The sequence below is a fragment of the Azospirillum lipoferum genome (genome assembly GCF_024170005.1).
In the GTDB taxonomy this organism is placed as follows: Bacteria; Pseudomonadota; Alphaproteobacteria; order Azospirillales; family Azospirillaceae; genus Azospirillum; species Azospirillum lipoferum.
Window position 1 is genome coordinate 272,102 of sequence record NZ_JALJXJ010000007.1, and the last position, 25,188, is coordinate 297,289.

Here is a 25,188-nt window from a genome sequence, read left to right on the forward strand (position 1 = left end):
GGCGGTACGGGGTTCGGCGGTACGGGGTTCGGCAGGACGGGTGGTTTGAACGGTACGGGTTTCAGCGTTTCGCTGCATGGTGTCTCTTTTTCTCCCATCCGACGGGAGCGGCGCCGCGGGCGAAGGCCCCGGCGTTGTTCGGGTCGGTCCTGTTGAAAGGTCAGTTTTTGGTTCGTTGCGTTGCCGGCATTCGACGCTGCCGGACGGCGTGCACCGGGTCTCGGTGCAGGAACGGGTAGAGATGGGGTCCTCTCCAGCCCCGCGGGCGGCGCCGCGAACGGGGAAGGAGGTCGCAGCAGCCAGCACGCCACAGGGCCGGAGAGGAGCGGCAGGGCCTTGCGGTCAGCGCGGCCGAACCAAGGGAAAGTGAAGGGTCATCGGGGCGAAAGCCATTTCGTCAGGGTCGGCGCCCTCAGCGGCGCAACAGACTCTATATAGGAATTTTCACAACGCATAAAAGGGGCGCCCAGGCGAATTTTCCTGGCACCCCAACTGGCATCCGGTTCCCGCGTCGATCTTCGCGAACGTTGCCTGATATAGGACGCTCCGCCATGGCTTTCAACCCCCTCACCCCAACATCGAACATCTTTCGAATTTCGATGGATCTTCAAAAGATGATCAACCGGTCATCCTTCAGAAAACGAAAGTAAATCCTGGTCACTAAAATTATTATAAAGGCTAAGTTCTGAAGCCAGATAAATTGATTGTGTTCTTTTTCGGATGTCACTTGCAGCCTTACCTCTTCTGCGCTTAGCGTGAGCGTGTTTCCAGCATCCAACGACCCGAGGCTAGAGCCGACATGCTTGAAGACATCGTGATCGACACCCCTGTCGACCGGCCGCACATTTCCGGCCAGACGTCTGAACAGACCTCCGGCCGTGCGCCGTCCCAGCCTCTGCGCGTCGCGGTGCTGTGGAAGACGCCGAATCTCGGCCTCTACTCGAATGCGCCGTTCGACGACCTGTACAACGGCATCGGGCACAACAACGGCAACCTCGCCTTCGTGCATTCGATCTGCAGCCACATCACCAACCCGGTGAAGCATTTCAGCTGGGGTTCCTCGGCCGAGACGCTGCGGACCAACGCCGACATCATCGTCATCCCCTGCGCCAACCAGTTGGGCCGCCACACCGATTACGGCCAGATGGCGGAGAATCTGGAGAAGTCCGGCCTGCCGATCGTCGCCATCGGCCTCGGCGCCCAGGCGAACAGCTATGACCACGACATCGAACTCAGCCCCGGCACGCTGCGCTGGGCCCAGGTGATCGCGGCGTCGAACCCGTCATCGGCCAGTTCGCCCAACATCTACACCCGCGGCGCCTACACCACGGCACAGTTGGACAAGCTGGGCATCACCGGTTCGCTGCCCGGCGGCTGCCCGTCGCACTTCCTCAATCAGGCGCCGGGCCTGGGTCGGAAGATCCACGCCAACTGGTCGGCGCTCGACCTGCCGCGCTCGATCACCGTCGCCGGCGGCCATCAGGCCTGGGTGAAGACGCGGGAGATCGAACACCAGCTGATCGCGCTGATGATGGACCCGATCGCGCCCGGCCAGTACATCGTCCAGTCGATGGGCGAAATGATCCGCGCTTCCCGCGGGCTGTTCGACAGCATCGACCCGCATGCGCTGAAGGAAATCCACCGCCACACCGTGCCGCATTACTCCTTCGAGGAGTTCAAGGCCTGGTGCCGGAACCACATGCGCTCCTACTATGACGTGCCGGCCTGGATGGACAATTTGCGCCAGCAGGATCTGACCATCGGCTGCCGCTATCACGGCGTCGCCCTGGCGATCCAGGCGGAGCGGATGGGCCTGACGGTCACCATCGATTCCCGCACGCGCGAGCTGTGCGAGAACACCGGCGTGCCCTATGCCGATGCCGCCGACCTGACGATGCCGCTGACCCGCAGCCGCCTGAAGTCGCTGATCAATTTCGATCCCGACGCCTATGACCGCCACCGTTCGGAGTCCGCCGCCCGTTACCTGGACTTCCTGGCCGCCAACCGGCTGCAGCCGGCACCCTTCCTGAAATCCATCGCGAACGGCAAGTGACAGGCCAAGGGGAGGCCACCATGCTCCGCCGGACCGCAGCCCTTGCGCTCACGCTGGCGCTCGCGCTGGGCATGGCCGCCGCAACTGCCCGTGCGCTGACGATCCGGAAGACGGGGGAGCCGGAGACGGTCACCTCCTGGCAGCGTGACGCCTGCGCCGAAAGCGACGCGCCGGACACCCCGGCGCGCGCCTTCCGCGATGCAGGCGGCACCGTACATCTGATCGCCTCGCATTCCACCGCGCGGGCGCTGACCGGACCGTCACTGGATGCCGTCCGGCCGAACTGCGCGGTGATCTTCCAGGGCCACGGCAAGGACGATCCGCGGCTGAACGACGACCGCAGCTGGATTTCGTCCTTCTACACGCCGGACGGCAGCACGGTCTTCGCCCTGGTCAGCAACGAGTTCCACGGGCAGAAACGCCGGGCGCTGTGCCCGTCCGGCGAGTACATGCGCTGCTGGCGCAACAGCATCACCGCGGCGGTTTCCAGCGATGGCGGGGCGAGCTTCCGGTTGAGCGCCGCGCCGCCCAACCACAGCGTGGCGACGCTGCCCTACCCCTATGGCGGCGACGTCGGGCAGCGCACCGGCTATTTCGCCCCCAGCAACATCGTCCGCAACGGCGACCACTGGTACGCCTTCCTGTGGGCCGAGCGGTTCGGGGCGCAGCAGCGCGGCGCCTGCCTGATGCGGACCGACAATCTGGCCGACCCGCAGTCCTGGCGCGGCTGGGACGGCAAATCCTATTCCGTCCGCTTCGTGCGCGAAACCCAGGCCGGCGACCCGGCGGAAACCCATGTCTGCGCGCCGGTCGCCCCCGACGTGCTTCAGGGCACGGTGCGCAGCGTCGTCCGTCACCGCGCCAGCGGCCTGTTCGTCGCCACGCTGGCGATGACCCGCGACGGCCGCACCGGCATCTGGACCACCACGTCGCGGGATCTGGTGGGCTGGTCGAAGCCGGAGCTTCTATGGGCAGCCCCGCTGCTGTTCCGCTACGGCTGCGGCGACGCGGCGGCCTTCGATTACCCCGCCCTGCTCGACCCCGGCAGCCAGAGCCGCAATTTCGAGGATGTCGGCAAGTCCGCCTACGTCTACATGACGCGGCTGAACCTCGACAAATGCCGGATCACCTGGAACCGCGACCTCGTCCGCATGCGGGTGGAGATCGAAGGAAACTGAGTGGGGGTTTACGGTCGGGGCGCTTGGTTCCAGGGCGGCGGCGACAGCCTCTCCGCGATCCAGTCGGCGAAGGCGCGGGTCTTGCCGGCGGTGAAGCGGCTGGACGGGCGCACCAGATGGATGGCCGCTTCCCCACCGTTTGCCCTGCCGGCATCGCCGCCGACCTCCCAATCCGGCAGGACGCGAACCAGACGCCCGCCGGCCAGTTCCCGCCCGATCAGCCATTCCGAACACACCAGCAGCCCCTTTCCGGCCAATGCGGCATGGACGAGGCTGTCGACATTGTCGGTCAGCAGCGGCCCGGACAGCCGCACCCGCACCCGCTCGCGGCCCCGGCTGAAATGCCAGTCCGACGGGGAATCGAACAGCGCGAACAGCAGCGCGTCATGGCCGGCCAGTTCGCCCGGCTCCTGCGGAATTCCCCTTGCCGCGAGGTAGGAGGGGGCTGCGCAGACCAGCCGCCGTTCCGCCCCCAGCCGGCGCGCCACCAGCGTGCTGTCGGGCAGCCGCCCGATGCGGATGGCGAGGTCGAACCCCTCCCCCACCAGATCGACGAAGCGGTCGCTGTAGAAGGCCTCGATCCGCACGCGGGGAAAGGCGGTGAGGAAGTCGGGCAGCAGCGGCGCCACCCACAATCGACCGAACGCCTCGGGCAGCGACAGCCGCAGCGTGCCCTGGGGAACGGCGCCGGCATCGGCCGCCTCGCGCTCCGCATCGGCCAGCAGGGTCAGGGCCATGCGCGCCCGGTCGGCGAAGCGGCGCCCCGCCTCCGTCGGCGTCACCCGCCGGGTGGTCCGCTCCAGCAGCCGCACTCCCAGCCGCCGTTCCAGCGCCGACACCCGGCGCGACAGCACGGAGGCGTCGCGGTTCAGCACCCGTGCCGCCGGTGCGAAGCCGCCGGTGTCGAGAACCGCCAGGAAGGCGGCAACCTCCTCCAGCCCCTGATCGCTCAACTCGTGCATGATTTGCAGCAATATCATGCACAGGCACCGGATTAAAGGCCTGAGTGCAACGGGATAGCCTCGCGTCACACAACACAGCAAGCGAGGAACTACCCGATGCGCGCCTATCAGCTTGAAGCCCCCCGTCTCGACGCCCTCCGCATCACCGAGTTGCAGCAGCCCACTCCGGGCGCGGGCGAGGTGCTGGTCCGCCTGCGTGCCGCCAGCCTGAACTATGTCGATCTGGCGGTGGCGACCGGCGCCTTCCCGGTGCCGTCGCTGCCGCTGATCCCCGTCGCCGACGGCGCGGGAGAGGTGGTGGAGACCGGTTCCGGCGTGACCGGACTGGCGGAGGGCGACCGCGTCATCCCGCATTTCCTGCCGGACTGGCCGGCCGGCGCGCTGCCGCCGGTGGCGGGCCGTCGGATGCGCGGCATCACCATGCCCGGCTCGCTCGCCGACTATGCGGTGGTTCCCGCCGCCAGCCTCGTTCCGGTGCCGCAGCATCTGTCCTTCACCGAGGCGGCCACCCTGCCGATCGCCGCCACCACAGCCTGGCGGGCGGTCCGCACGGGGGCCGTGCGCCCGGGCAGCACGGTGCTGCTGCTCGGCACCGGCGGCGTCAGCCTGTTCGCCCTGCAATTCGCCAAGGCGGCAGGCGCCCGCGTCCTCATCACCTCCTCCTCCGACGCGAAGCTGGAGCGGGCGAAGGCGCAAGGCGCCGACGAGACGATCAACTACACGACGACGCCCGACTGGGACGCGCGGGTTCTGGAGCTGACCGGCGGGGCCGGCGTCGATCTGGTGGTGGAGACCGGCGGCGCCCAGACCTTCGCGCGCTCGCTCAACGCCGCGGCGGAGGAAGGAACGGTCTTCGTCGTCGGCTTTCTCAGCGGCGCCGACCTCCAGGCATCACTGTTCCCGATCATCCTGAAGATGCTGAAGGTGGTCGGCAGCAACACCGGATCGGTGGCCGACCTGCGCGAGGCGGTCCGCGCCATCGAAACCGGCAAGCTCCGGCCGGTGGTCGACCGCGTCCATGATTTCGAGGATGCGGCCAGCGCCTATGCCACCCTGGCGCGCGGCGGCCATTTCGGCAAGATCGCCATCGCGCTCGGCAACGGTGGCTGATAGCGGCAAGTAGCCGTTGCGAAGCGCCGGTCTGCAACCGATGTCGTGGCATGGACTTGGTAACGAGGAGTGGTGCCATGCCGGACGTCGATTCCTTCGACCTCCAGCGCTTCGTCACGGCGCAGGACCCGGTCTTCACGACCGTGCTGGCGGAATTGCGTGACGGACGCAAGCGCAGCCATTGGATGTGGTTCGTCTTCCCGCAGCTGCGCGACCTCGGCCGCTCACCCACCGCGCAGTTCTATGGCATCGTCTCCCTGGACGAGGCGCGGGCCTATCTGGCCCACCCGATCCTGGGCCCCCGGCTGGATCAGGCGACGGAAGCCGTGCTGACCGTGCAGGGGCGGACGCTTCACCAGATCTTCGGCTCGCCCGACGATTTGAAGTTCCGCTCCTCCATGACCCTGTTCGCTCAAGCGGCGGAAGAGCGGGGAGATCTCTACCGCAGGGCGCTGGAGCGCTATTGCGACGGCCGATCGGACGAGGCAACGTTGACGCTTCTCGGCTGACGAAGCTTTCAGCCCAGCAGGTCGCCAAACTCCAGCCCGCGCTCCCGCCCCAGGCTGTCCAGCATCGCCAGCGTGGCGCCGTCCAGCGGGATGCCGTCGGCCAGACGCTGGCGGCGGGTCAGGGTTTCCGGCTCGCCCGGCATCTGGATGGCGGCGGCCCCCGGCGCCGTCGGCGTGTCGCGGACATAGGCGACCAGATCGTCGAGGTCCGCCGCCCATTGCGCGTTGCCGCCGCGCGCCGGGTCGAAGACGATGGCGAACATGTTGTTCATCACCCGTCCGGAATTCTGGTGCGACGGCGTACCCGGCATCGCCGAGGCCAGCGCCCCCGCCAGCACGTCGCACATCAGCGCCAGCCCGAACCCCTTATGCCCGCCCAGCGGCAGCAGGGCGCCCGACGGGTCCTGGAACATCACGCCCGGATCCCGCGTGGGCTCCCCCTGCGGATCGAGCAGCAGGCCGGGCGCCATCTCCTGCCCCTTGCCCATGGCGACGCGGCATTTGCCGACGGCGACGGCGCTGGTGGCGAAATCCAGGATCAGGGCCGGCGTGGACTGCGTGGCCGGAACCGTGATGCAGATCGGGTTGGTGCCCAGCCGCGGCCGGGTGCCGTCATGCGGCGCCACCGCCGGACGGGTGACGACATTGACAAAGGCCAGCGCGACCAGCCCGGCCTCGCTGCACTGCTCGCCATAGGAGCCGACGCGGCCGATATGGTGGCTGTCGCGCAGGGACAGCACCGCCAGTCCGTCGAGCCGCGCCTGTCCGATGGCGAGGTCCATCGCCTCCCGCGCGATCACCTGTCCATAGCCGCTGCCGCCGCCCACCGCCAGGAAGGGACCGGATTGACCGATCACGGTGGCATGCTGGTTGGGCCGCAACAGCCCGACGGCGATCGCCGGCATATACATCGCCAGCATGCCGACACCATGGCTGTCATGGCCGCGCAGGTTGGCTTCGACCAGATGGTCGGCGACGACGGCCGCTTCCCCCGCCTCGCTGCCGGCGGCCCGAAGCAGGCGCCGCACCGCCTCCGCCAGTCGGTCGGCCCGCACCGGCCGCAGCCCGGTGCCATAGACGCCGGCGTTGAAGGACGCCGCCGCGGCGAAGGGATCCCTTTGTGTCTCTGTCATCGTCAGCCTTCCGGTTCGATGGCCCCTATTTGGTTGCCGGTCCCCGAGCGGGGCAAGGGCTGAATTGCGGCCGAAAAACAAGGGGGCGGATCCCCGGCGGCCTGAACCGCCGGGGATCCGCCCCGCATCGACAGGTGGGCCGCCCGATCAGGCAGCCCCAATCAGGAGGCCCATCAGGCTGCATTGACCTCCGACACGAAGCGCTGGACTTCGTCCTTCAGCCGCTCCGACTGCTGCGAAACGCTCTCCACGCTGGTGGAGACCAGACGCATCCGTTCGCTGGTGTTGGTCATGGTGGACGACAGCGAGCCGACACTACTGGTGACGCGGCGGGAGTTGTCGGCGGCGGTGCGGGCGTTGGCGAAGATCTGGTGGGTCGCCGCCTCCTGCTGCTGTACGGCCGACGCCACCTCGCCGTTCAGCGCGCTGAGGTTGGTGATCAGGCTGGCGATGCTCTCGATGGCGCCGATGGCATTCGCGGTCGCCCCGCGGATCGCGCCCACCTGCGACTGGATGTCCTCGGTCGCCTTCGCGGTCTGGGTGGCGAGGCTCTTCACCTCGCTCGCCACCACGGCGAAGCCCTTGCCGGCCTCGCCCGCCCGTGCCGCCTCGATGGTGGCGTTCAGGGCCAGCAGGTTGGTCTGGCCGGCGATGGAGTTGATCAGTTCCACCACCGCGCCGATCTGCTCGGCGGCCGAGGCGAGGCCGGTGACGATGCCGGTGGTGTTGGCGGTCTCCGTCACCGCGCGGGACGCGGTCTGGGCGGCGCTTTCCACCTGACGGCTGATCGCGGCGATGGAGCCGCGCAGCTCCTCGCTGGCCTGGGCGGCGGACTCGACGCTGTCGGAGGCGCCCTGCGCCGCCCCGGCGGCGGCACGCGCCTCGTCGGTGGTGCTGGCGGCATCGCTGGTCAGGGCGGCGGTGCGCTCGTTCAGGGCCACGGTGGTGGTGCTGAGCGTCGCCACGACCTCGTCCATCGCGCGGGCGAACTCGGCGGCGCGGGCCGACAGGCGTTCGCGCTGGAGATCGCGGGCGGCACGCTCCAGTTCGGCGCGCTGGCTCTCGTCGCGGGCCTCCTGCAAGGTGGTGGCGAGGCCGGCGACGGCGCGGGCCATGTCGCCGATCTCGTCGGGACGCTCGGCATGGGGCACGGCGACGGTCAGGTCGCCGCCGCCGATGCGGCCGAGCACGTTGCGGATCGCCAGCAGCGGACGCGACATCCCGCGCGACACCCAGACACCGATGCCGACGCTGATCGCCAGCAGCAGCAGCGAGACCCCAAGCTCACGCCAGACGCGGGCGCGGAAATCCGCATCGACGTCGTCGGTGTAGACGCCGGTGCCGATCATCCACTGCCAAGGCTGGTAGCCGGTGGCATAGGCGATCTTCGGGGTCGGCTCGGCATCGTCGCTGCGCTTGTGGCGGAAGGCGACGAAACCGCCGCCCGCCTTGGCCGCCTCGGTCATCTGCACGTTGAAGGGGACGCCGTCGGGGTCCTTCAGGTTCAGCAGGTTCTTGCCCTCGACCTGCGGACGCAGGCCATGGACGAGGCTGACGCCGGCATAGTCGTAGACGAAGAAATACTCGCCGTTGCCGTAGCGCATGGCGCGCACGGCGTCGCGGGCACGCTCCTGCGCTTCCGCACGCGGCAGCTTCCCCGACTTCTCCTGCTCGCCATACAGCGCGATGACGGACGCGGCGGCGTCGACCATCTCCTTGACCTTGGCCTTGCGCTGCTCGATCAGGTTCGTGCGCGCTCCCGTCAGGTGGACGGTGGCCCCGGCAAGCGTGCTGAGCAGCGCCACGCCGAACACCAGCAGCATGAGCCGCGTACCAATCTTGAGCTTCATCGCCCCTCTCCTCACTCCTGATCCACGCGGCATCGCGCGGCATCCACGCATCATTACTTTGGTTGGTCTTCCGACCGGTTTTCCCCGGTCAGGCCGGGCAGCAGGCCCCGGCCATCGCCTTCGGTGGGCTTTTGGGCGGACTTCCCAACGGGTCGCACCGCCACCAGTCCGGCCCGCCCGGCGGGGCGGACAGGCGGGTGAAGATCACGGTCTCGCAGTTCCCCAGCTCCACACCCGGCCGCCCGGCGAGCCGGTGCAGCAGGATGCGGGCGATCCCCTTGCTGCCGACCAGCAGCGGTCGGCGCGCCAGCAGGCCGGCGGGCCCGTTGGCGAGGTCATCGACGCCGTCCAGGACACGGGAGGCGAAGACGCCTTCGCTCTCCCCGCCCGGCGGTGTCTCCCCGGCGGCGAACCAGGGACGGGTCAGGGCGATCGGCAGGCCGTTCCATTCCCCCAGGGTCCGCTCGCGCAGCCAGTCGCGCTGGAGAAGCGGAACACCCAGCGCCTCGGCGAACAGGGTGCCGGTCATGACGGTGCGTTCCAGCGGGCCGGCGATCACCAGACCGCAGGTCCGGCCGGACCGGCGGAACCGCTCCGCCGCCTGCCGGGCCTGCTCGATCCCCTGGGCGGTCAGCGGCACGTCGCGGTCGCCGCCGCAGCGGACGCCGCGCCGGTTGTCCTCGGTCTCGCCATGGCGCACGAAGTGGAATTCGTCGGTCATCGCCGGCCCCCTCAGCGGAACAGGATGCGGGCGGCACCCGCGCTCCAGCCGATGGTGCTTTCCGCCGGCAGGGCATGGGGGGCCACCATCCAGCGGGCCAGGGCGCCAATGTGCAGCGGATCGCTCAGCGTCGGCGTATGGCCGACGTCCGGCACATGCAGGACGGTCGTCCCCCGCTTGCCCATCATCCGGGCGATGGTCGCCGCCTGCAGCGCGTCGCTCATCATGCCGTGCACCAGCAGCACCGGGCAGTCGATGCGCTGCCAGTCGTCCCACTGGTCGTGGTCCTGGGCGGCGCCGTCGCGGTAGCATTGCAGGGCGCGGATGTCGTGGCGGTAGACCCGCCCGCCATTCTCTTCCGACCAGCGGGTCTGGTGGAAGCTGTTGTGCAGGAGGACGGTGTCGTCCACCGGCCCGTCATTCTTCTGGGCCGCCCCGGTGCGGTGGAACAGCTGGGCCGGGTGGCGGAAGACATAGTGGCGGGCGACGGATTCGGCCCGGCGACGACGGCGTTCGGTCGGGATGAAGGGGCCGATGTCGTTCAGGATCAGGCGGTCGACCAGTTCCGGCGCTTCCGCCGCCACCCGCATCGCCACGCTGCCGCCGAGCGAGGAGCCCAGCAGCGTGACCGGACCCAGCCGCTTGTGCCGGATCAGCGCCAGCACCTGGGCGACGTTGCCTTCGAAGCTGTAGTCCCCCTGGTCGGCCAGCCAGCCGCTGCGGCCGCGACCGGCCCAGTCCAGGCACAGCACGTAATAGTGGCGCGACAGGGCGCGGGCGAGATAGTCGAAGCGACGGGCCGAGTTGGCGATGCCGCCCAGGCACAGGAGCGCCGGCTTCTGCGGGCTGCCCCACTCCGTGTAGGCGAGGCGGATGGTGTAGTCGTTGCGCAGCCGCTCCACCGTGCCGGGCTGCAGTGCCGCGCTGTGGGTATAGTCGAAATGGCGCAGCCGGTGGCCGGCGCCGACCAGCGGCTCGATCACCCGCATGATCGTTTCATACTGCTTCCAGGTCATGTCCTCGGCCGATCCGATGCCGAGTGCGTCGAGGGTGGCGCGCAGCGCCTCCATGGCGCGGTCGTGGCGGCCATAGGCGGGAGGCGCCTCCATGGCAAAGGAGGGGGCGGGCATGGTCAGAATGGGCTCCACGAGCATCTGGTCAGGCATGGGCGTCGAAGCCTCCGTGATCGATGGGTGTGGGGGCGAAGGGTGTGGGGTCGATGGGTGCGACAAGGCGGGTGTTTGGCGCATCGCAGGGTGATGGGCGGGGCGGGGTTGCCGGGCCGGTCATCGGGCGGCCTCCCCCGCCGTCGGGTCGGTTGAAGGGGTCAGCAGGAAGACGACGCAGAAGGCCGTGCCGCACAGCATGCCGATCACGCCCAGCGCCACCAGCGCGGCCTGAATCCCGAAACGGTCGGCGAGCGCCGCGGCCAGCAGCGGACCGATCACCGAACCGCCACGTTCCAGCAGGCGATAGACCGCGAAGACGCTGGATTCGCCCATGCGGGCGCAGTCGGCGCGGCAGATCTCCGGCACCAGGGCCAGTTGGGTGGCATTGTTGAAGGCATGGGCAATGCCGAGTGCTGCGATGCCGATCAGGATTCCCGCGACACCCTGCTCGTGCAGGATCGCCAGGGTGCCGGCCCCGCCGATCAGCCCGCCAAGCCCGGCGAACAGGGCATGGCGCCCGGTCCGGTCGGCCATCTTCGACACCCATGGGCCGAGCAGCACGATGATCAGCCCATAGGTCATCATCAGGCGGCCGATCCCGGCCGGCGTCTCGCCGGCCGCATGGAGGGAGACCGGGACGAGATAGAAGAGGTAGCCGGTCAGCATCAGCTTCGTCGGCACCGACGAGAACATCAGCAGAGCCAGGAACCGCGGATTGCCAAGCAGTGCGGCCGCATCGCCCATATGGAAGGGCCGCCGCCGCACCCGCTCCACCGGATCGGCCGGAAGAAGCGTCACCGCTGCGGCTGCGGCCAGCGCCAGCAGCGCCGAGACCACGAAGGTGGCACGGTAGCCGAACTGATCGGCCAGGATGCCACCCAGCGGCGCGCCGCACAGGCCGGCGACGATCACCGCGGCGACGAATTGCGCCATGCCGCGCGCACGCCGGTCCGCCGGGGTATGACGGGCGACGAAGCCCTGGGCGCCGATGAACATCACCGCATAGCCGAGCGCGCAGGCGCCGCGCCAAAGCAGCAGCTCCGCCAGCGATCCAGCCATCGCCGTCCCGGCAAACCCCGCCACCGCCGGCAAGGTGCCGAGCAGCAGCGTGCGGCGGCTGCCGAACCGGTCGGCCCAGGCGCCGGCGAAGGGCGTGAAGACGGCGACCAGGAACATGAACAGCCCGATCGGCAGCCCCATCATCAGGGTCTCCGACAGGCCGGGAACGGGTGTGTAGAGGTCGCGCGTGTAAAGCGGCAGGAAGGATCGCGACAGTTCCTCCGCCAGCATGAACAGGAACAGGGCGGCACGCATGCCGCCGACCGCCGATGCCGGCTCCGAAGCCGCCACCCCGTCCCTTCGGCGCGGCCGGGCGGCAAGCAGGAGCACCCCTTCGAACGCCAGGAGCAGACAGACGACCAGCAGCACGGTCCCGTCATAGAGGAAGCCGCGGACCGCCTCGGCCGGCAGCAGCCCCACGAGCCACGGCAGGGTTGCCGCGCAGAAGGCCAGCATTGCCGCCCCCACCATCGCCAACGCCCGCAGAGGCGTGGCGCCGGCCACGCGCAAAGCCGCAGGCCACAGCAGGCCCGCGGCCACCGACAGCACTGAAATCAAGGCCGCCATCAACGCCACATGGTCGCGCACTGCGCTCAACGCAACTTTCGCGACAGAAAGCTCCGGCTCCGAACCTGCGTTTCCGTAAAATTTTGCGCAAATCAGACAAGAAAACAGAATAACGCTGGATATCGTCAGAATTGGCAGAGTCACGCGCGGACGTGCGACCGAATTTGGCTGCATTGTTAGCTCCAGACACACAACCGCTGCAAGGAAGTGCTTCGGAAGCTAGTTGCTAACTCCAAAGAATTGGTAAATCGAATTTGCACCGAAAATAAAAGCTTTCATTATCATGGATCATACGTGGATATGCAGTTTGTTGATGCCACGGATCTTGAAAATACTTTAAAAAATGCGGCGATACACGCCTGGATGATCAGATTTCGTAGAGTGCTCTACGGGAGGCATGCCGGTTTTCAACCCGCCAGGCGTCCACCACCACGCCCACCGCGATCTTGACGTTCTGAATACATACCTTGGTTGCGTTGCAGCAAAGGCCAAGCTGCCGATTATCGAATTTGAAAAGCTGCCTTAATTTCATATGACGTTGGAGCGGGGCGGGACCGGAGCCCTGGCTGCCGACAATTTTTTTCCAGGAAAAAATAAAAAAACATCCGGCTGATCGGCACCGCGCACCACCCCCGAGCCTCTCCAGATTCGACGGCAAGGTTCCGCGACGCTTCGCCACATCGCAAATGACAATGATTCGCACCACTGTGGGGATCGCGGCCACTGCAACAAATCCGCTGCCGCAGATCCACTGCCGCAGATCCACTGCCGCAGATCCGCGCGCCCTCCCCGGCGTGCTGCCCATAGGTGTCTCCCCATGATTCCGCCGCTGTCCGGCTCCGCTCGCGACGCCGCCTCTTCCCCCGCCCCCCACCGGACTCCCGGCCCGCCGCCCGCCCTTGCGCCCGGCAGTTCGGCCGATCCCCCCTCCCGCGCAGGCAAAGGATGCCGTCTCGGCGCGTTGCACAAGGGCGAGCGCGCGGTGGTGACCGGTCTGGACGAGTCCGCCGTCGCCACCCCGCTGCCGCCTGGCGAACTGGAACGCCGCATGATCGAGATGGGCCTGATCGAAGGTGCCCGCGTGGAAATCCTGCATGAGGGGTTCCCCGGCGCCGATCCGCTTGCCGTGCGCATCAACGACCACACCCTGGCCCTGCGCCGGGCGGAGGCGCACGCCGTTCTGGTGACGCTCGGCTGAGCGTCGCCTCCTCTTCCTGCGGAAAGGTTTCCGCGATGACCGATACCATTTTATCCACTCCGGCCTTCATGGGCGTGCCGCCGCGCATCGCCCTGGTCGGCAATCCCAACTGCGGCAAGACCGCCCTGTTCAACGCGCTGACCGGCGCCCGCCAGAAGGTGGCGAACTATCCCGGCGTGACGGTCGAACGCAAGATCGGCGAATTTCTCAGTCCCGCCGGCACCCGTGTCCAGATCGTCGACCTTCCCGGAACCTACAGCCTGCGTGCCCGCTCCCCCGACGAGGAGGTGACGCGCGACGTCGTGCTGGGCCGCTTCCAGCATGAGGCGCCGCCCGACGTGATGGTCTGCGTCGCCGACGCCACCAACCTGCGCCTGCATCTGCGGCTGGTGCTTGAGTTGAAGAAGCTCGGCCGGCCGATCATCCTCGCGCTCAATATGATGGACGTGGCGGAGGCGCGCGGCTGCCGCGTCGACGCGGCGGCGCTGTCGGCGGCGCTCGGCGTCCCGGTGGTGCCGACGGTGGCGGTCAGGCGCACCGGCGTGGTCGGGCTGCTCAACCAGATCGACCGCAGCATGGGGGCGATGGCCGCCGACCTTGCCCCCTCCCCTGGCGGCTCCCCTAATGGCTCCCCCTGCGGCTGGAGCGAACCGTCGGCCCACGACCTGCGCGCCTACCACCGGGAGGTGGAGAGCATTCTGGCCGCGGCCCTGCGCGATGCCGGGAAGCCGTCGCTCGCAACCCGGCGCATCGATGCCGCGCTGCTGCATCCGGCCATTGGCCTGCCCTTCCTGTTCCTGGTGCTGTTCCTGATGTTCCAGGCGGTCTTCGCCTGGGCCGCCGTGCCGATGGACATGATCGACAAGGGGCTGGGCTGGGTGCAGGCCGCCGCCGGAGCCGCCCTGCCCGACGGCCTGCTGAAAAGCCTGCTGACCGACGGCATCATCGCCGGGGTCGGCAGCGTGGTGATCTTCCTGCCGCAGATCCTGGTGCTGTTCTTCTTCATCCTGATGCTGGAATCGACCGGCTACATGGCGCGGGCAGCCTTCCTGCTCGACCGGCTGATGGGCGGGGTCGGGCTGCATGGCCGGGCCTTCATCCCGCTGCTGTCGAGCTTCGCCTGCGCCGTCCCCGGCATCATGGCGGCCCGCACCATCGAGAACCGGGCCGACCGGCTGGCCACGATCATGATCGCGCCACTGATGACCTGCTCGGCCCGGCTGCCGGTCTATACGCTGATCATCGCCGCCTTCGTCCCCGACCGGACCGTGGCCGGCGGCATGATCGGCTTGCAGGGGCTGGTGATGTTCACCCTCTACGCCGCCGGCATCCTGTCGGCGCTGGCGGCCGCCTTCGTGCTGAAGCGCACGATCTTCAAGGGTGCCCGCGAGCCGCTGCTGATGGAGCTGCCGTCCTACCGGCTGCCCAGCCCGCGCGACATGCTGCTGGGGCTGCTGGAGCGGGCGCGCATCTTTCTGGCCCGGGCCGGCACGGTGATCTTCGCCATCATGATCCTGCTGTGGTTCCTCGGCAGCTTCCCGGCGGCACCCGACGGAGCGAGCGGACCGGCCATCGACCACAGCTTCGCCGGAATGCTCGGCCATGCGCTGGCCCCGCTGCTCGCCCCCATCGGCTTCACCTGGCAGATCGCGATCGCCCTGGTGCCGGGCATGGCGGCACGCGAGGTGGCGGTGGCCGCACTCGGCACCGTCTATGCGCTGAGCGAGACGGGGGACGCGTTGTCCGGTTCGCTGGCCGGGGTTCTGGCGGCGGACTGGAGCCTGCCGACGGCGCTGTCGCTGCTGGCCTGGTTCGTGTTCGCCCCGCAATGCGTCTCCACCCTGTCGGTGGTGAAGCGGGAGACCAACAGCTGGTTCTGGATGCTGGTGATGATCGCCTACATGACCGCACTCGCCTATGGCGCCGCCTTCGTCACCTTCCGGGTGTCCAGCGCCCTGCTGGGAGGATGAGCCATGACGGAAAGCTTCATCGTCGGCCTGATCGTCGTTGTCGCCTTCGCCTGGGTCGCCTGGACCATCCTGCTGCCGGCCGGTTTGCGCAACCGCCTGCGCCGGCTGGCCGGACGGCCGGTGCCCTCACAGCCGGGCGGCGGCTGCGGGGGCTGCTGCGGCTGTGAGGCGGCGGGGCCAAAACGCGGCCGGCACTGCTGACGGTCCCCCGGTGCCGTCACCAGCCGGTCGGGCAGGAACGGCAACCGGTCATCAGCGAGTCCTGGAAGATGGCAAAGCGCAGCTTGGCCCCGTCCATGTTCGCACCGGACAGGTTGGACAGGGCCATCTTCGCCTCCTGGAGATTGGCGCCCTCCAGGCTGGCACCGGCGAGATTGATCTTGTCGGCACGGATCGCCTCCAGATTGGCGGCGGTCAGGTCGCTGCCGGTGAAGTCGGCCCCGGTGGCACGGGCGAATTCCAGATTGGCGCCGCGCAGCCGCGCGCCGGACAGGCGGGCGCCCTGAAGGAAGGCGGTGCGCAGGTCGGCCCCGTCCAGAATGGCGCCGGTCAGATCCGCGCCACGCAGGTCCGCCTTGCGCAGGTCGGCCCGCATCAGGTTCGCCCCATGCAGATCGGCGCCGGCCAACGACAAGCCCCGCAAATTGCGGTGTCTCAGGTCGAGATTGGGGCAGACGATGCGGGGACCGAGCGTACAGCCATCGACGACGCTCGCCCGCTCCTCCTCGCCGCCGCCGACCGGCTGTCCGGCCTGGTCGTCAACGGCCGCCGGGGTGCCCGCCGGGATGGCTGCCGTCTCCATCTCCGCCGCCAGGGTGGCAGGGACAGGTGCCGCGAGGCAGAAGGCCAAGGCACTCAGGGTCAAAAGCTTCGGGAGCGGCAGATAACTGGTACGTGACGTCATGGCGATGCCTCCGTTGAAAGGCGCCGGGGCTTGTACCGCCCCGGCACTCCATGCTCCGGCTTCCCGGAACCGGTCACTTGCTGCTGGACACCTTCACGTCGGCCAGCTTGAACACCCAGAAGGAACCGCCCTGGGTCACGCGGGTGGTCAGGTCGGCCAGATCGCCGCCCCACAGCGGCACGGCACCGCCATAGCCGGTGGTGATGCCGACATACTGCACCCCGTCCTGTTCCCAGGTGATGGGAGAGGAGACGATCCCCGACCCGGTCTGGAAGCGCCACAATTCCTGGCCGGACTTGGCATCGAAGGCCTTGACGAAGCCGTCGCCGGTGCCGGTGAAGACCAGATTGCCGGCGGTCGCCAGCGTGCCGGCCCACAGCGGCAGTTCCTCCTTGTGTTCCCAGACGATCTTGCCGGTCTTCGGGTCCAGCGCCCGCAGGCTGCCGACATGGTCGTCGAACATCTTGTGGATGCGGAACCCCATGCCGAGATAGGCCGAGCCGGGGTTGTAGCCGACATGCTCGGTCCAGTAATCCTCCTTCCAATGGTTGGCGGCGATGTAGAACAGCTTGGTGTCCTCGCTGTAGGACATCGGGTTCCAGTTCTTGCCGCCCAGGAACGGCGGCGACACCTCCACCGGCTTGCCGCGCTTCTCGCCTTCGGCCGGCAGCGGCGGGCGCTGGCCCTCATTCTCGATCGGGCGGCCGGTCTTCAGGTCGATGCCTTTGGCCCAGGTGATGCCGTCGACGAAAGGATAAGCCGCCAGCACGCTGTTCGGCTTGTTGGCCTCGCCGCCGGCCGTCGCCAGCTTGATGCGGTCGGTGACGTAGAAGAAGCCGTTGCGGTCGGCATGGGCCGTCGCCTTCACCGTCTTGCCCGACGCGTCGGTGTAGTCGAACAGCACCAGCTCGTTGTTGCCGGAGAAGTCCCAGGTGTCGTTCGGCGTGTGCTGGTAGAAGCCCTTCAGCTCGCCGGTGGTCGGGTCGACATAAGCCTGGCCGGAGGTGTAGAGGCTGTCTCCCGGCCAGCGCGCCCAGCCGTTCCACGGCGCCGGGTTGCCGGTGCCGATGACGATGGTGTTGGTCTCCACGTCGAAGGTGGCGCTCTGCCACGGCGCGCCGCCGCCATGGTTCCAGGCCTCCACCAGATTGCCGTCCTTGTCGCGTGGCCAGGACGGGGCCTTGTCGCTGCCGGTCGGCGTGCTGTCCTTGCCGTTCAGCCGGCCCATGTGGCCTTCGACCAGCGGACGCATCCAGATCTCGTCGCCGGTGTCGGGATCGCGGGCGAACAGCCGGCCGACCACGCCGAACTCGTCGCCCGACGAGCCGTGGATCAGCAGGACCTTGCCGGTCTTCTGGTCCTTCACCACGGTGGGGGCGCCGGTCATGGTGTAGCCGACCTTGTGATCGGCGAACTTCTTCTTCCAGACGACCTTGCCGGTGTCCTTGTTCAGCGCGACGATGGAAGCGTCGAGCGTGCCGAAGAACAGCTTGTCGCCATAGATCGCGGCGCCCCGGTTGACCACGTCGCAGCAGGGCCGGATGTCGTCGGGCAGCCGGTGGGCATAGCTCCACAGCCGCTTGCCGGTCTTGGCGTCCAGCGCGAACATCCGGGAATAGGATCCGGTGACATAGATCACCCCGTCATGGACCAGCGCCTGGGTCTCCTGCCCGCGCTGCTTCTCGTCGCCGAAGGAGAAGGACCAGGCGGGGACCAGACGCGACACGCTTTCCGTATTGATCTGCTTCAGCGGGCTGAAACGCTTGCCCTCCACCCCCATCCCGTACATCAGCACGTCGCCGGGATTCTTCGCATCGTTGGCGATGGCATCCCAGGTGACGTCGGAGGCGAGGGCCGGACCGGCGGCGGCCACAGCCAGGAAAAGCGTGGCGATCCCGGCCAGAAGGGGCCTGCGGAACCGATGGTGCGGCTTGTCGCCGGGAATGGCTGCCATCGTGCTGTAGGACGAAAGTGTCATGCGTTTCCCCCGATGATTGGCCGCGGAGCGGCGGTTGCGAACACGGCTCGCAGAGCCGTGCCGGCGATATCGTCACGTCGACCCCCCATTCCCGTGGGCGGCGGGAGGCAATGCCGCCCACGGAACCGGGATGAGCCGAGCGTGACGATGTCGCGACAGAAGGCCGTTGCTTTCTGAATGGCAGGCGCTTTTTCAAAGCCGGTCTGTGCATCCCGCCCGGCGCACAGCACCATGTCTTGCCGGTTTCAATAATCTACCGGGCGGGATTGTCGTTCCATTCGACAATCCGGGGAAGAAATTCTTGACGTAATGCCATGACAACATCCCGATCCAGGCGGGACTTTTTCCCGTTCACCGGCGGTAACGGACCAGATTCTGCACCTGCCCCACCGTTCGATTGTCCGAAGGGCGGATGGCGACCGATCCGGTGGATCAGCTAACATTCCGTCCATGGTCTTATTGCGGGGAGAGCGACGGTGTCGCTGCGGATGCGCATCCTGGCCCTGATCGGGCTTTTCCTGCTGCTGATGGCAACCGCCGGCGGGGCGGTGATGGTCGCCAACGCCCGTGACGCCGTCCGCGCGGAGATGGCCTCCGCCCTGGAACTGGGCGGCGCGCTCGGTCTCGCGGTGGCGGAGCGCGGTGACATTCCCGGCGGCATCGCTATGCTGAACGGGCTGGGATTGCGCCACCTGCGCTTCATCGGGGCCGACGGTTTGCCGAAGCCCGAGCCGGCGGAGCGACGCGCACCGGACTGGTTCGCTGCGCTGATCGGCGGAGACGTGCAGGAACGGCGGCTGGGTGCGGGTGGTCTGCCTGTGGGTCTGCGCATCATCGCCGAACCCTGGGACGAGATCGCCGAGGTCTGGGAGGATATGAGCGATCTCGCCGCCGCGATGCTGGCGGTCGGACTGCTGCTGATGGGGGCGGCCCATCTGGCGGTCGGGCGCGCCCTGGCGCCGCTGTCGCGGCTGGAAGCCGGGGTGGAACGGCTGCGCGCCGGCGATTACGCCTTTTCGTTCGATGGCCGCGGCATTCCCGAACTCGACCGGCTCGGCAGAGGCATCGCTGCGCTGGCAAACGGGCTGGCGGCGGCAGAGTGCGAAAATCGGCAGGCCGGCCAGCGGATCGTTGCAGCGCAGGATGCCGAAAGGCGGGAGATCGCCCGCGAAATCCATGACGAGCTGGGCGCCGCCCTCTTCGCGATCAAGGTCGATGCCGGCCGCATCCTGCGCCTGCGCGACGGTGGAGCCGAAGGCGAGGCCACCAAGGAAGCAGCCGAGCGTGCCGGCAAGATCCTGGACACCGCAGGGGAGGTCCATCGGTTGAGCCGCCGCATCCTTGCCCGCCTGCGCCCTGCCCTGCTGGACCAGTTGCCGCTGAGCGAGGTTCTGGCCGAACTGGCCGGCGACTGGATGCGGCGCCAGCCCGACATCGCCCTGACCCTCGCCATCGAACCGGCATCGGCAGCCGCGGATCTGGATGGCTGCGACGAGGTGCTGCGGCTGACCGTCTACCGGCTGGTGCAGGAATCGCTGGTCAACGCCTTTCGCCATGCCAAACCGTCGGCCATCGCCGTCAGCCTGCGGATCGATCCGGAGACGGTGGAGATCATCGTCACCGACGACGGACCCGGCCTGCCGGAGGGTGACGAAGCGGGAAAGGGCGGCTTCGGCATTTCCGGCATGGCGGAACGGGTCCGCACCCTGGGCGGCATCCTGTCGATCGGAGCGGCGGCAGGCGGCGGCACCCGGCTGTCGGCCCGCCTGCCGCGACCGGCCCTCTCTCCATCCTCTCCGCCAGCATTGGAGCGCATGACGTGACCCGCACCATCCTTTTGGTCGACGACCATCCCATCGTCCGGGCCGGCTGCCAGCGCCTGCTGGCCGAAGCGGCGCTCGGCCGCGTGGTGGAGGCGGAGGATGTCGGCAGCGCGCTTGACCGGTGGCGGGCGGAACGGCCGGATGTCGTCGTCCTCGACCTCAACATCCCGGGCGACGGCGGCGGCATGGCGGTGCTGCGCACCATCCGGGAGGAAAGCCCGGCGGTGCCTGTCCTGATTTTCAGCATGCATGAGGATCCGGCCATCGCCGCCCGCGCGCTGAAGGCGGGTGCCAGAGGCTACGTCACCAAGAACGACGCACCGGACAGTCTCGCTTCCGCGATTGGAACGGTGCTGGCCGGGCGCATCCATCTGGACAGCGGGCTTGCCCGCGACCTGGCGTTGATGACCCTGTCGCCGCCATCCGACCCGCTGGCCGCCCTGACCCAGCGCGAACGGGAGATCCTGGCCCTGGTCGGACGCGGGCTGACCGCGGCGGCCGTCGCGGAACGGCTGGGGATCAGCCAGAAGACGGTGGCCAACACCTGCACCCAGATCAAGGACAAGCTGGGCGCCGACAGCACCCGCGCCCTGATCCGCATCGCCATCGACAACGGTCTGGCCGATTGACCGCGGCTCAGCCCGCCTTGGCCAGCGCGCGGCGGAAGGCGTCCAGCGTCTCGGCGCTGACATGGTGTTCGATGCCCTCGGCGTCGATGCGCGCCGTGTCGGCGCTGACGCCGAGGGAACGGAGGAAGGCCACCACCGTCTGGTGGCGTTCCCGGCTTTCCTCGGCAATCCGCCGGCCGGATTCGGTCAGGAACACCGCCCGGTAGGGTTTGCGATAGACCAGTCCGTCGGCGGCCAGCCGGTCCAGCATGCGGGCGACGGTCGGCTGCGCCACCCCCAGCCTTGCGGCGATGTCGACCTGCCGCGCCTCCTGCCCGTTTTCGATCAGGTCGGCGATCAGTTCCACGTAATCCTCGGCCAGGGCGGAGCGCTGGGCCTCCCGCGTCTTGCGGAAGCCCTCGGCATGGAGTTCGGCATCGGGCAGGTCTGCCCCGGCTCCTCTGGCCCCGCCCCCTCTGTCAGTCACGCCCCACACTCCCGGAAAAAAAGTTCGGGTCCGGAAAGTATAGCATCTTGCATACTCGTTGTCCCGGTACATACTTGATTGATACCAGTTCGCAAGTTCGGTCGGGAGTCACGCCGATGTCGCAAGCCGAAGCCGCCGTGCCGCCCCACAGCGCCTGGAGATACTCCAGCCCGGGCGCGGAAATCCGGCCGAGCCTGCCGGAAGTCCATGCCTCCGTCCCGGTGCCCCAGGGCGGCCTGTGGCTGCGCCGGCTGCTGGCCTTCGCCGGGCCGGGCTACATGGTGTCGGTCGGCTACATGGACCCCGGCAACTGGGCGACCGACCTCGCCGGCGGGTCGCAGTTCGGCTACACGCTGCTGTCGGTCATCATGCTGTCGAACCTGATGGCGATCCTGCTGCAATCGCTGGCGGCGCGGCTGGGCATCGTCACCGGACGCGATCTGGCCCAGGCCTGCCGCGACCATTACCCCCGTCCGGTCAACCTGATGCTGTGGGTGGCGTGCGAGGCGGCGATCATCGCCTGCGACCTTGCCGAGGTGATCGGCACCGCCATCGCGCTGAACCTGCTGTTCGGCATCCCGTTGATCGGCGGCGCGCTGATTACGGCGCTCGACGCCTTCCTGGTGCTGCTGCTGATGCAGCGCGGCTTCCGCTATCTGGAGGCCTTCGTGGTGGCCCTGCTGACGGTCATCGCCGGCTGCTTCCTGGTGCAGATCATCGCCGCGGCTCCGCCGGTCGCCGCCGTGCTGCACGGCTTCGTGCCGACGACGCAGGTGGTGACCAACCCCGGCATGCTCTATGTCGCCATCGGCATCCTGGGCGCCACGGTGATGCCGCACAACCTGTACCTCCACTCCTCCATCGTGCAGACCCGCGCCTATCCGCGCACCGACGAGGGTCGGCGCGACGCCATCACCTGGGCCACCATCGACAGCACCATCGCCCTGATGCTGGCCCTGTTCGTCAACGCCGCCATCCTGATCCTGGCGGCCAGCGTCTTCCACGGCAGCGGCCATACCGAGGTGGCGGAGATCGGCGAGGCGTTCGAACTGCTGTCGCCGCTGCTCGGCCTCGGCATCGCCTCCACCCTCTTCGCGGTGGCGCTGCTGGCCTCGGGCCTCAACTCCACCGTCACGGCGACGCTGGCCGGGCAGATCGTGATGGAGGGGTTCCTGCGGCTTCGCCTGCCGCACTGGGCGCGCCGGCTGATGACCCGCGGGCTCGCCATCATCCCGGTGGTGGTGGTGACGGCGCTCTATGGCGAAAGCGGCACGGCACAGCTGCTGGTGTTCAGCCAGGTCGTGCTGTCGATGCAGCTTCCCTTCGCGGTCATCCCGCTGGTCCGCTTCGTCACCGACCGCGGCAAGATGGGGCGCTTCGCCGTTCCCGGCTGGGTCGCCGGGCTGTCCTGGATCGTCGCCGGGCTGATCGTCGTGCTGAACCTGAAGCTGCTGTACGACACCATTCTGGGCTGAGCGCTGTTGTGCATCCGGCGGGACGCTTTATCTGAAAGACCGTCCCGTTCGGGTGTGCATCGCCGCGGAGGATCAGACATGACCATCGGCCGTCAGCGGATGACGTGGGTCTGGCGCGGGGGACTTCTCGCCGCAGTCGCCATGCTGTCCGCCTCCTGTGCGAACCCGCAGGCCGAACTGGCACTGCGTGCGCCCGAGGCGATGGTCGGGATGAGCAAAGGCAATCTGCTGTCCTGCGCCGGCGTGCCGGAACGCTCCGCCGTTTCCGGCAATGCGGAGTATCTGGTCTATACCCGCCGGCAGACTCTGGTCGATCGCGACGTCGATTGGGAGCCCAGCCCCTGGCTCGGCCCGCGCGGACCGATGCTGTGGCAGCCCGACGTGACGACATGGTCCCGCACCTACAGCTGCGAAGCGACCTTCGAGCTGCATGGCGGACAGGTCGCCGCCGTCCGCTACAACGACAGGCGCGATCCCACGCTCTGCTACCAGATCGTCGGGAATTGCATGCGCTAGCTGTCGGCATGGTGACCGACGCCCTGCCGCCTCCCGCCTTTGCAGGTGGGAGGCGGCCGGAAGCCAAATCAGGCGGCCGGAAGCGGAGAGGCTTGGCGGGCCAGCAGCTTCCAGGTTCCGTCGACCTTCTTCCAGACCTGCAGGACCTTGATATGGGCGGTGTTGGTCTTGCCGTCGGCCAGGTTGTTCACCGAATCGAAGGTGTGGCGGGCGACCGCGATGTCACCGATCACCTGGATCGCATGGTCGCTGAGATCCAGCGCCTTGAAGGCGCTCTTGCCGTCCAGGCTGGCGACGAAGGCCGCCTTGTCCTCCAGCCGGCTGTTGGAATGGCCGTAGGTCAGCTGGTCCATCGTCATCGCCCGCAGCGTGGCGCCGTCGCCCGCCAGCATGGCGTCGCGAAGCGCGTTCACCGCCTTCGCCACCAGCTGCTGGTCGTCATCGGCGGCGAGAGCGCCGCTCAGCGGTGCGATGGCGGCGGACATCGCCAGTCCGGCGGCGGCGGTCGCAAGCAGAACGCGGCGCGAGCGGATGTGGCCGGATTTGAAAGCAGTCTTCTTGAGCATGGTGACCCTCCCAATCGATTGCAGTCATACCCACCTCGGAACGCCGGTGGGTTCATGAAGTAGTATACTAGTATCCACATCAGCGCCACAAACCATTGGGGTGTGCGCCGGTTCGCCGCAGACCGATGTTGCGGTTTGCTCGAACTCGGCCCGGCGATTTTTGGCCCAGCGATTTTTGGCCCAGCGATTTTTGGCCCAGCGGATTTCGGATTGGCATGCCCCGATCCGCATGGGCTTATGTGACTTTCCGGAGATCATCTTGTGATTGGCTGCGCCGGACCGGCCGGGCGGCTATGCTCCCCGCCGCGGTGACGGCTTCGAAGGCGGGGAGAGGGGAATGGCGACCAGACGGCGGAAACTGCCGCGCAAGCGCAAGGGCCGGCAGGCGACGGCGGTTCGCGGGGCGGCGACGGAGCCGGTCAACACGGGCCGGCCGTCAAAAGGTGGATTGGCCCAGGGCGGGTTGGCCCAGGGCGGACTGACGACGTCGGTCAGGGGAACCGCGGCGGTAGGCAAGGCGCCCAAGGGCCGCGGCCGGGTGCGCTACGTGCCCACGGCCGATGCCGCCGCCGGCCGCTTCCTCAGTCCGGAACAGCAACATCTGCTGAAGAAGCGGCGGGAGGCCGAACAGCGCGAGGCGAAGGACCGCCGCACCGCGCTCGCCATCATCCTGGTGCTGGTCCTGCTGGCGGCGGGTGCGGTCGCCGGTCTGGTCTGGCTCTGGCGCTCGTCAGCCTTCTGACCGCGACACCGTCAATGCGTCGCCCCGGCCAGTGCGGCGGCGTAGCGTTCGGCCAGCAGCGGGCTGGCGGCGGCACAGGCCTCGGCCACGAGGCGGGAGCCTTCCACATAGGCGTCGGCCCGCTCGACGCTCCAGGACAGCGGGCGTTCGACCGCCAGCGCCTGCAGGATCGAGATCTGCTCGGCCAGCTTGATGCGCTTGGCTCCTGCCGGTGCCGCGGCGAGGCGGGCGGCCTGGATCGCCTTGCGCTCGGCAATCGCCTTGCCGACATCCTCCGGCGCGTCGCTGACCGCAGCGACCAGATCGGCGACCTCCTGACCGAACCGCGCGGCCAGATCGGCGACGGTGGTCAGCCCGTCCTCCACCGCGTCATGCAGCCAGGCCGCGGCGATCTCGGCAGGCGTGCCGCCGGCCTGCGCCACCAGTTCCGCCGTTTCCGACAGGTGCGAGACGAAGGGCGTGCGCGCCCGGTCCGGCCGATAGGTGCCGTCATGCAGCTCCGCCGCATGACGCAGCGCCGCGACGACCAGTTCCTTGTCCATGAACATGTTCTCTCCTCCGCGCCGCAGGCGGGTGAAAGCCTTGGCCCGCCCCGGCGGCGACAGTCCGC

The 25,188-nt window shown here is 68.3% G+C and carries 24 protein-coding genes; 12 read left to right on the forward strand and 12 right to left on the reverse strand.

All coding sequences use genetic code 11. The features are described 5' to 3' along the window. The first annotated feature begins 799 nt into the window (after window positions 1-799). Entirely contained in the window at window positions 800-2,053 is a 1,254-nt protein-coding gene (locus tag J2848_RS17535; RefSeq protein WP_149232202.1) for a polysaccharide pyruvyl transferase family protein, read from the forward strand. A 20-nt stretch (window positions 2,054-2,073) separates the two neighbouring features. After that, window positions 2,074-3,231 (forward strand): hypothetical protein, encoded by a 1,158-nt coding sequence (locus J2848_RS17540; protein WP_149232201.1) that lies wholly within the window; start codon window positions 2,074-2,076, stop codon window positions 3,229-3,231. Between the two features lie 8 nt (window positions 3,232-3,239). On the opposite strand, the gene J2848_RS17545 is transcribed toward J2848_RS17540, so the two are convergent. Beyond that, on the reverse strand, window positions 3,240-4,211 hold the full coding sequence (locus J2848_RS17545; protein ID WP_211103172.1) for a LysR family transcriptional regulator: 972 nt from the start codon (window positions 4,209-4,211) through the stop codon (window positions 3,240-3,242). Window positions 4,212-4,289: 78 nt separating this feature from the next. On the opposite strand from J2848_RS17545, the gene J2848_RS17550 reads away from it, so the two are divergent. Both J2848_RS17550 and J2848_RS17555 read left to right on the forward strand, forming a co-directional pair. Beyond that, entirely contained in the window at window positions 4,290-5,303 is a 1,014-nt protein-coding gene (locus tag J2848_RS17550) for a zinc-dependent alcohol dehydrogenase family protein (protein WP_149232200.1), read from the forward strand. A 77-nt stretch (window positions 5,304-5,380) separates the two neighbouring features. Then, complete coding sequence (locus tag J2848_RS17555; protein WP_149232199.1) at window positions 5,381-5,812, forward strand: DUF1810 domain-containing protein; 432 nt, start codon at window positions 5,381-5,383, stop codon at window positions 5,810-5,812. Window positions 5,813-5,820: 8 nt separating this feature from the next. Here J2848_RS17555 and J2848_RS17560 read toward each other — a convergent pair whose 3' ends face one another. The 6 genes from J2848_RS17560 to J2848_RS17585 form a co-directional block, all read right to left on the reverse strand. Then, window positions 5,821-6,945 carry a malate/lactate/ureidoglycolate dehydrogenase gene (locus tag J2848_RS17560; protein WP_149232198.1) on the reverse strand — a complete coding sequence of 375 codons (1,125 nt, stop codon included), beginning with the start codon at window positions 6,943-6,945 and terminating at the stop codon, window positions 5,821-5,823. Between the two features lie 173 nt (window positions 6,946-7,118). After that, entirely contained in the window at window positions 7,119-8,795 is a 1,677-nt protein-coding gene (locus J2848_RS17565) for a methyl-accepting chemotaxis protein (protein WP_149232197.1), read from the reverse strand. 88 nt (window positions 8,796-8,883) lie between these two features. Next, window positions 8,884-9,516, reverse strand: coding sequence for a histidine phosphatase family protein (locus tag J2848_RS17570; RefSeq protein WP_149232196.1), 633 nt, complete (start codon window positions 9,514-9,516; stop codon window positions 8,884-8,886). A gap of 11 nt (window positions 9,517-9,527) precedes the next feature. Then, window positions 9,528-10,682: an alpha/beta fold hydrolase gene (locus tag J2848_RS17575; protein WP_246193941.1), complete on the reverse strand. Its 1,155-nt coding sequence runs from the start codon at window positions 10,680-10,682 to the stop codon at window positions 9,528-9,530. Window positions 10,683-10,802: 120 nt separating this feature from the next. Beyond that, window positions 10,803-12,332 carry an MFS transporter gene (locus J2848_RS17580; RefSeq protein ID WP_246193966.1) on the reverse strand — a complete coding sequence of 510 codons (1,530 nt, stop codon included), beginning with the start codon at window positions 12,330-12,332 and terminating at the stop codon, window positions 10,803-10,805. A gap of 346 nt (window positions 12,333-12,678) precedes the next feature. Then, a complete protein-coding gene (locus J2848_RS17585) occupies window positions 12,679-13,116 on the reverse strand; it encodes a hypothetical protein (protein ID WP_149232194.1) in 438 nt (145 codons plus the stop codon). Between the two features lie 12 nt (window positions 13,117-13,128). Here J2848_RS17585 and J2848_RS17590 point away from each other — a divergent pair, with 12 nt between their 5' ends. The 3 genes from J2848_RS17590 to J2848_RS17600 are packed head-to-tail and all read left to right on the forward strand — an operon-like array spanning window position 13,129 to window position 15,680. Further along, a complete protein-coding gene (locus J2848_RS17590) occupies window positions 13,129-13,509 on the forward strand; it encodes a FeoA family protein (protein WP_211103171.1) in 381 nt (126 codons plus the stop codon). A gap of 35 nt (window positions 13,510-13,544) precedes the next feature. Continuing rightward, window positions 13,545-15,479, forward strand: a complete 1,935-nt coding sequence (gene feoB, locus J2848_RS17595; protein ID WP_149232193.1) for a ferrous iron transporter B — start codon at window positions 13,545-13,547, stop codon at window positions 15,477-15,479. Between the two features lie 3 nt (window positions 15,480-15,482). Further along, complete coding sequence (locus J2848_RS17600; protein ID WP_149232192.1) at window positions 15,483-15,680, forward strand: hypothetical protein; 198 nt, start codon at window positions 15,483-15,485, stop codon at window positions 15,678-15,680. Between the two features lie 16 nt (window positions 15,681-15,696). Here the strand turns inward: J2848_RS17600 and J2848_RS17605 are convergent, their stop codons facing one another. Both J2848_RS17605 and J2848_RS17610 read right to left on the reverse strand, forming a co-directional pair. After that, window positions 15,697-16,383 carry a pentapeptide repeat-containing protein gene (locus J2848_RS17605; RefSeq protein WP_149232191.1) on the reverse strand — a complete coding sequence of 229 codons (687 nt, stop codon included), beginning with the start codon at window positions 16,381-16,383 and terminating at the stop codon, window positions 15,697-15,699. Between the two features lie 73 nt (window positions 16,384-16,456). Further along, on the reverse strand, window positions 16,457-18,361 hold the full coding sequence (locus J2848_RS17610; protein WP_211103170.1) for a methanol/ethanol family PQQ-dependent dehydrogenase: 1,905 nt from the start codon (window positions 18,359-18,361) through the stop codon (window positions 16,457-16,459). Between the two features lie 476 nt (window positions 18,362-18,837). On the opposite strand from J2848_RS17610, the gene J2848_RS17615 reads away from it, so the two are divergent. Beyond that, window positions 18,838-20,184, forward strand: coding sequence for an ATP-binding protein (locus J2848_RS17615; RefSeq protein ID WP_246193940.1), 1,347 nt, complete (start codon window positions 18,838-18,840; stop codon window positions 20,182-20,184). Further along, window positions 20,181-20,813: a response regulator gene (locus J2848_RS17620; RefSeq protein ID WP_149232190.1), complete on the forward strand. Its 633-nt coding sequence runs from the start codon at window positions 20,181-20,183 to the stop codon at window positions 20,811-20,813. The genes J2848_RS17615 and J2848_RS17620 overlap by 4 nt, the downstream gene beginning before the upstream one ends. A 7-nt stretch (window positions 20,814-20,820) precedes the next feature. Here J2848_RS17620 and mntR read toward each other — a convergent pair whose 3' ends face one another. Then, window positions 20,821-21,279 (reverse strand): manganese-binding transcriptional regulator MntR, encoded by a 459-nt coding sequence (mntR, locus tag J2848_RS17625; protein ID WP_246193939.1) that lies wholly within the window; start codon window positions 21,277-21,279, stop codon window positions 20,821-20,823. Between the two features lie 116 nt (window positions 21,280-21,395). Between mntR and J2848_RS17630 the strand changes: the two genes are divergently transcribed. Together J2848_RS17630 and J2848_RS17635 are read left to right on the forward strand one after the other, a co-directional pair. Continuing rightward, the gene (locus J2848_RS17630) at window positions 21,396-22,754 is read left to right on the forward strand and encodes an Nramp family divalent metal transporter (RefSeq protein WP_149232189.1); all 1,359 of its coding nucleotides are present in this window, start codon (window positions 21,396-21,398) and stop codon (window positions 22,752-22,754) included. Between the two features lie 78 nt (window positions 22,755-22,832). Continuing rightward, window positions 22,833-23,270, forward strand: a complete 438-nt coding sequence (locus tag J2848_RS17635) for a hypothetical protein (RefSeq protein WP_149232188.1) — start codon at window positions 22,833-22,835, stop codon at window positions 23,268-23,270. Between the two features lie 68 nt (window positions 23,271-23,338). Here the strand turns inward: J2848_RS17635 and J2848_RS17640 are convergent, their stop codons facing one another. Further along, window positions 23,339-23,836, reverse strand: coding sequence for a nuclear transport factor 2 family protein (locus J2848_RS17640; RefSeq protein ID WP_246193938.1), 498 nt, complete (start codon window positions 23,834-23,836; stop codon window positions 23,339-23,341). Between the two features lie 337 nt (window positions 23,837-24,173). Here J2848_RS17640 and J2848_RS17645 point away from each other — a divergent pair, with 337 nt between their 5' ends. Next, the gene (locus J2848_RS17645; protein WP_149232187.1) at window positions 24,174-24,578 is read left to right on the forward strand and encodes a hypothetical protein; all 405 of its coding nucleotides are present in this window, start codon (window positions 24,174-24,176) and stop codon (window positions 24,576-24,578) included. A gap of 11 nt (window positions 24,579-24,589) precedes the next feature. Here the strand turns inward: J2848_RS17645 and J2848_RS17650 are convergent, their stop codons facing one another. Further along, window positions 24,590-25,126 carry an HD domain-containing protein gene (locus J2848_RS17650; RefSeq protein ID WP_149232186.1) on the reverse strand — a complete coding sequence of 179 codons (537 nt, stop codon included), beginning with the start codon at window positions 25,124-25,126 and terminating at the stop codon, window positions 24,590-24,592. Between the last annotated feature and the right edge of the window lie 62 nt (window positions 25,127-25,188).

Excerpts from the sequence above, each read along its gene's own strand:
- J2848_RS17575 (WP_246193941.1), bottom strand. The coding sequence starts at position 10,682 with ATGCCTGACCAGATGCTCGTGGAGCCCATTCTGACCATGCCCGCCCCC.
- J2848_RS17535 (WP_149232202.1), top strand. The coding sequence starts at position 800 with ATGCTTGAAGACATCGTGATCGACACCCCTGTCGACCGGCCGCACATT.
- J2848_RS17540 (WP_149232201.1), top strand. The coding sequence starts at position 2,074 with ATGCTCCGCCGGACCGCAGCCCTTGCGCTCACGCTGGCGCTCGCGCTG.
- J2848_RS17610 (WP_211103170.1), bottom strand. The coding sequence starts at position 18,361 with ATGACACTTTCGTCCTACAGCACGATGGCAGCCATTCCCGGCGACAAG.
- J2848_RS17635 (WP_149232188.1), top strand. The coding sequence starts at position 22,833 with ATGACCATCGGCCGTCAGCGGATGACGTGGGTCTGGCGCGGGGGACTT.
- J2848_RS17570 (WP_149232196.1), bottom strand. The coding sequence starts at position 9,516 with ATGACCGACGAATTCCACTTCGTGCGCCATGGCGAGACCGAGGACAAC.
- J2848_RS17550 (WP_149232200.1), top strand. The coding sequence starts at position 4,290 with ATGCGCGCCTATCAGCTTGAAGCCCCCCGTCTCGACGCCCTCCGCATC.
- J2848_RS17640 (WP_246193938.1), bottom strand. The coding sequence starts at position 23,836 with ATGCTCAAGAAGACTGCTTTCAAATCCGGCCACATCCGCTCGCGCCGC.
- J2848_RS17645 (WP_149232187.1), top strand. The coding sequence starts at position 24,174 with ATGGCGACCAGACGGCGGAAACTGCCGCGCAAGCGCAAGGGCCGGCAG.
- J2848_RS17565 (WP_149232197.1), bottom strand. The coding sequence starts at position 8,795 with ATGAAGCTCAAGATTGGTACGCGGCTCATGCTGCTGGTGTTCGGCGTG.
- J2848_RS17555 (WP_149232199.1), top strand. The coding sequence starts at position 5,381 with ATGCCGGACGTCGATTCCTTCGACCTCCAGCGCTTCGTCACGGCGCAG.
- J2848_RS17585 (WP_149232194.1), bottom strand. The coding sequence starts at position 13,116 with ATGGGCAGCACGCCGGGGAGGGCGCGCGGATCTGCGGCAGTGGATCTG.
- J2848_RS17560 (WP_149232198.1), bottom strand. The coding sequence starts at position 6,945 with ATGACAGAGACACAAAGGGATCCCTTCGCCGCGGCGGCGTCCTTCAAC.
- J2848_RS17630 (WP_149232189.1), top strand. The coding sequence starts at position 21,396 with ATGTCGCAAGCCGAAGCCGCCGTGCCGCCCCACAGCGCCTGGAGATAC.
- J2848_RS17605 (WP_149232191.1), bottom strand. The coding sequence starts at position 16,383 with ATGACGTCACGTACCAGTTATCTGCCGCTCCCGAAGCTTTTGACCCTG.
- J2848_RS17650 (WP_149232186.1), bottom strand. The coding sequence starts at position 25,126 with ATGTTCATGGACAAGGAACTGGTCGTCGCGGCGCTGCGTCATGCGGCG.
- J2848_RS17600 (WP_149232192.1), top strand. The coding sequence starts at position 15,483 with ATGACGGAAAGCTTCATCGTCGGCCTGATCGTCGTTGTCGCCTTCGCC.
- feoB (WP_149232193.1), top strand. The coding sequence starts at position 13,545 with ATGACCGATACCATTTTATCCACTCCGGCCTTCATGGGCGTGCCGCCG.
- J2848_RS17590 (WP_211103171.1), top strand. The coding sequence starts at position 13,129 with ATGATTCCGCCGCTGTCCGGCTCCGCTCGCGACGCCGCCTCTTCCCCC.
- J2848_RS17545 (WP_211103172.1), bottom strand. The coding sequence starts at position 4,211 with ATGATATTGCTGCAAATCATGCACGAGTTGAGCGATCAGGGGCTGGAG.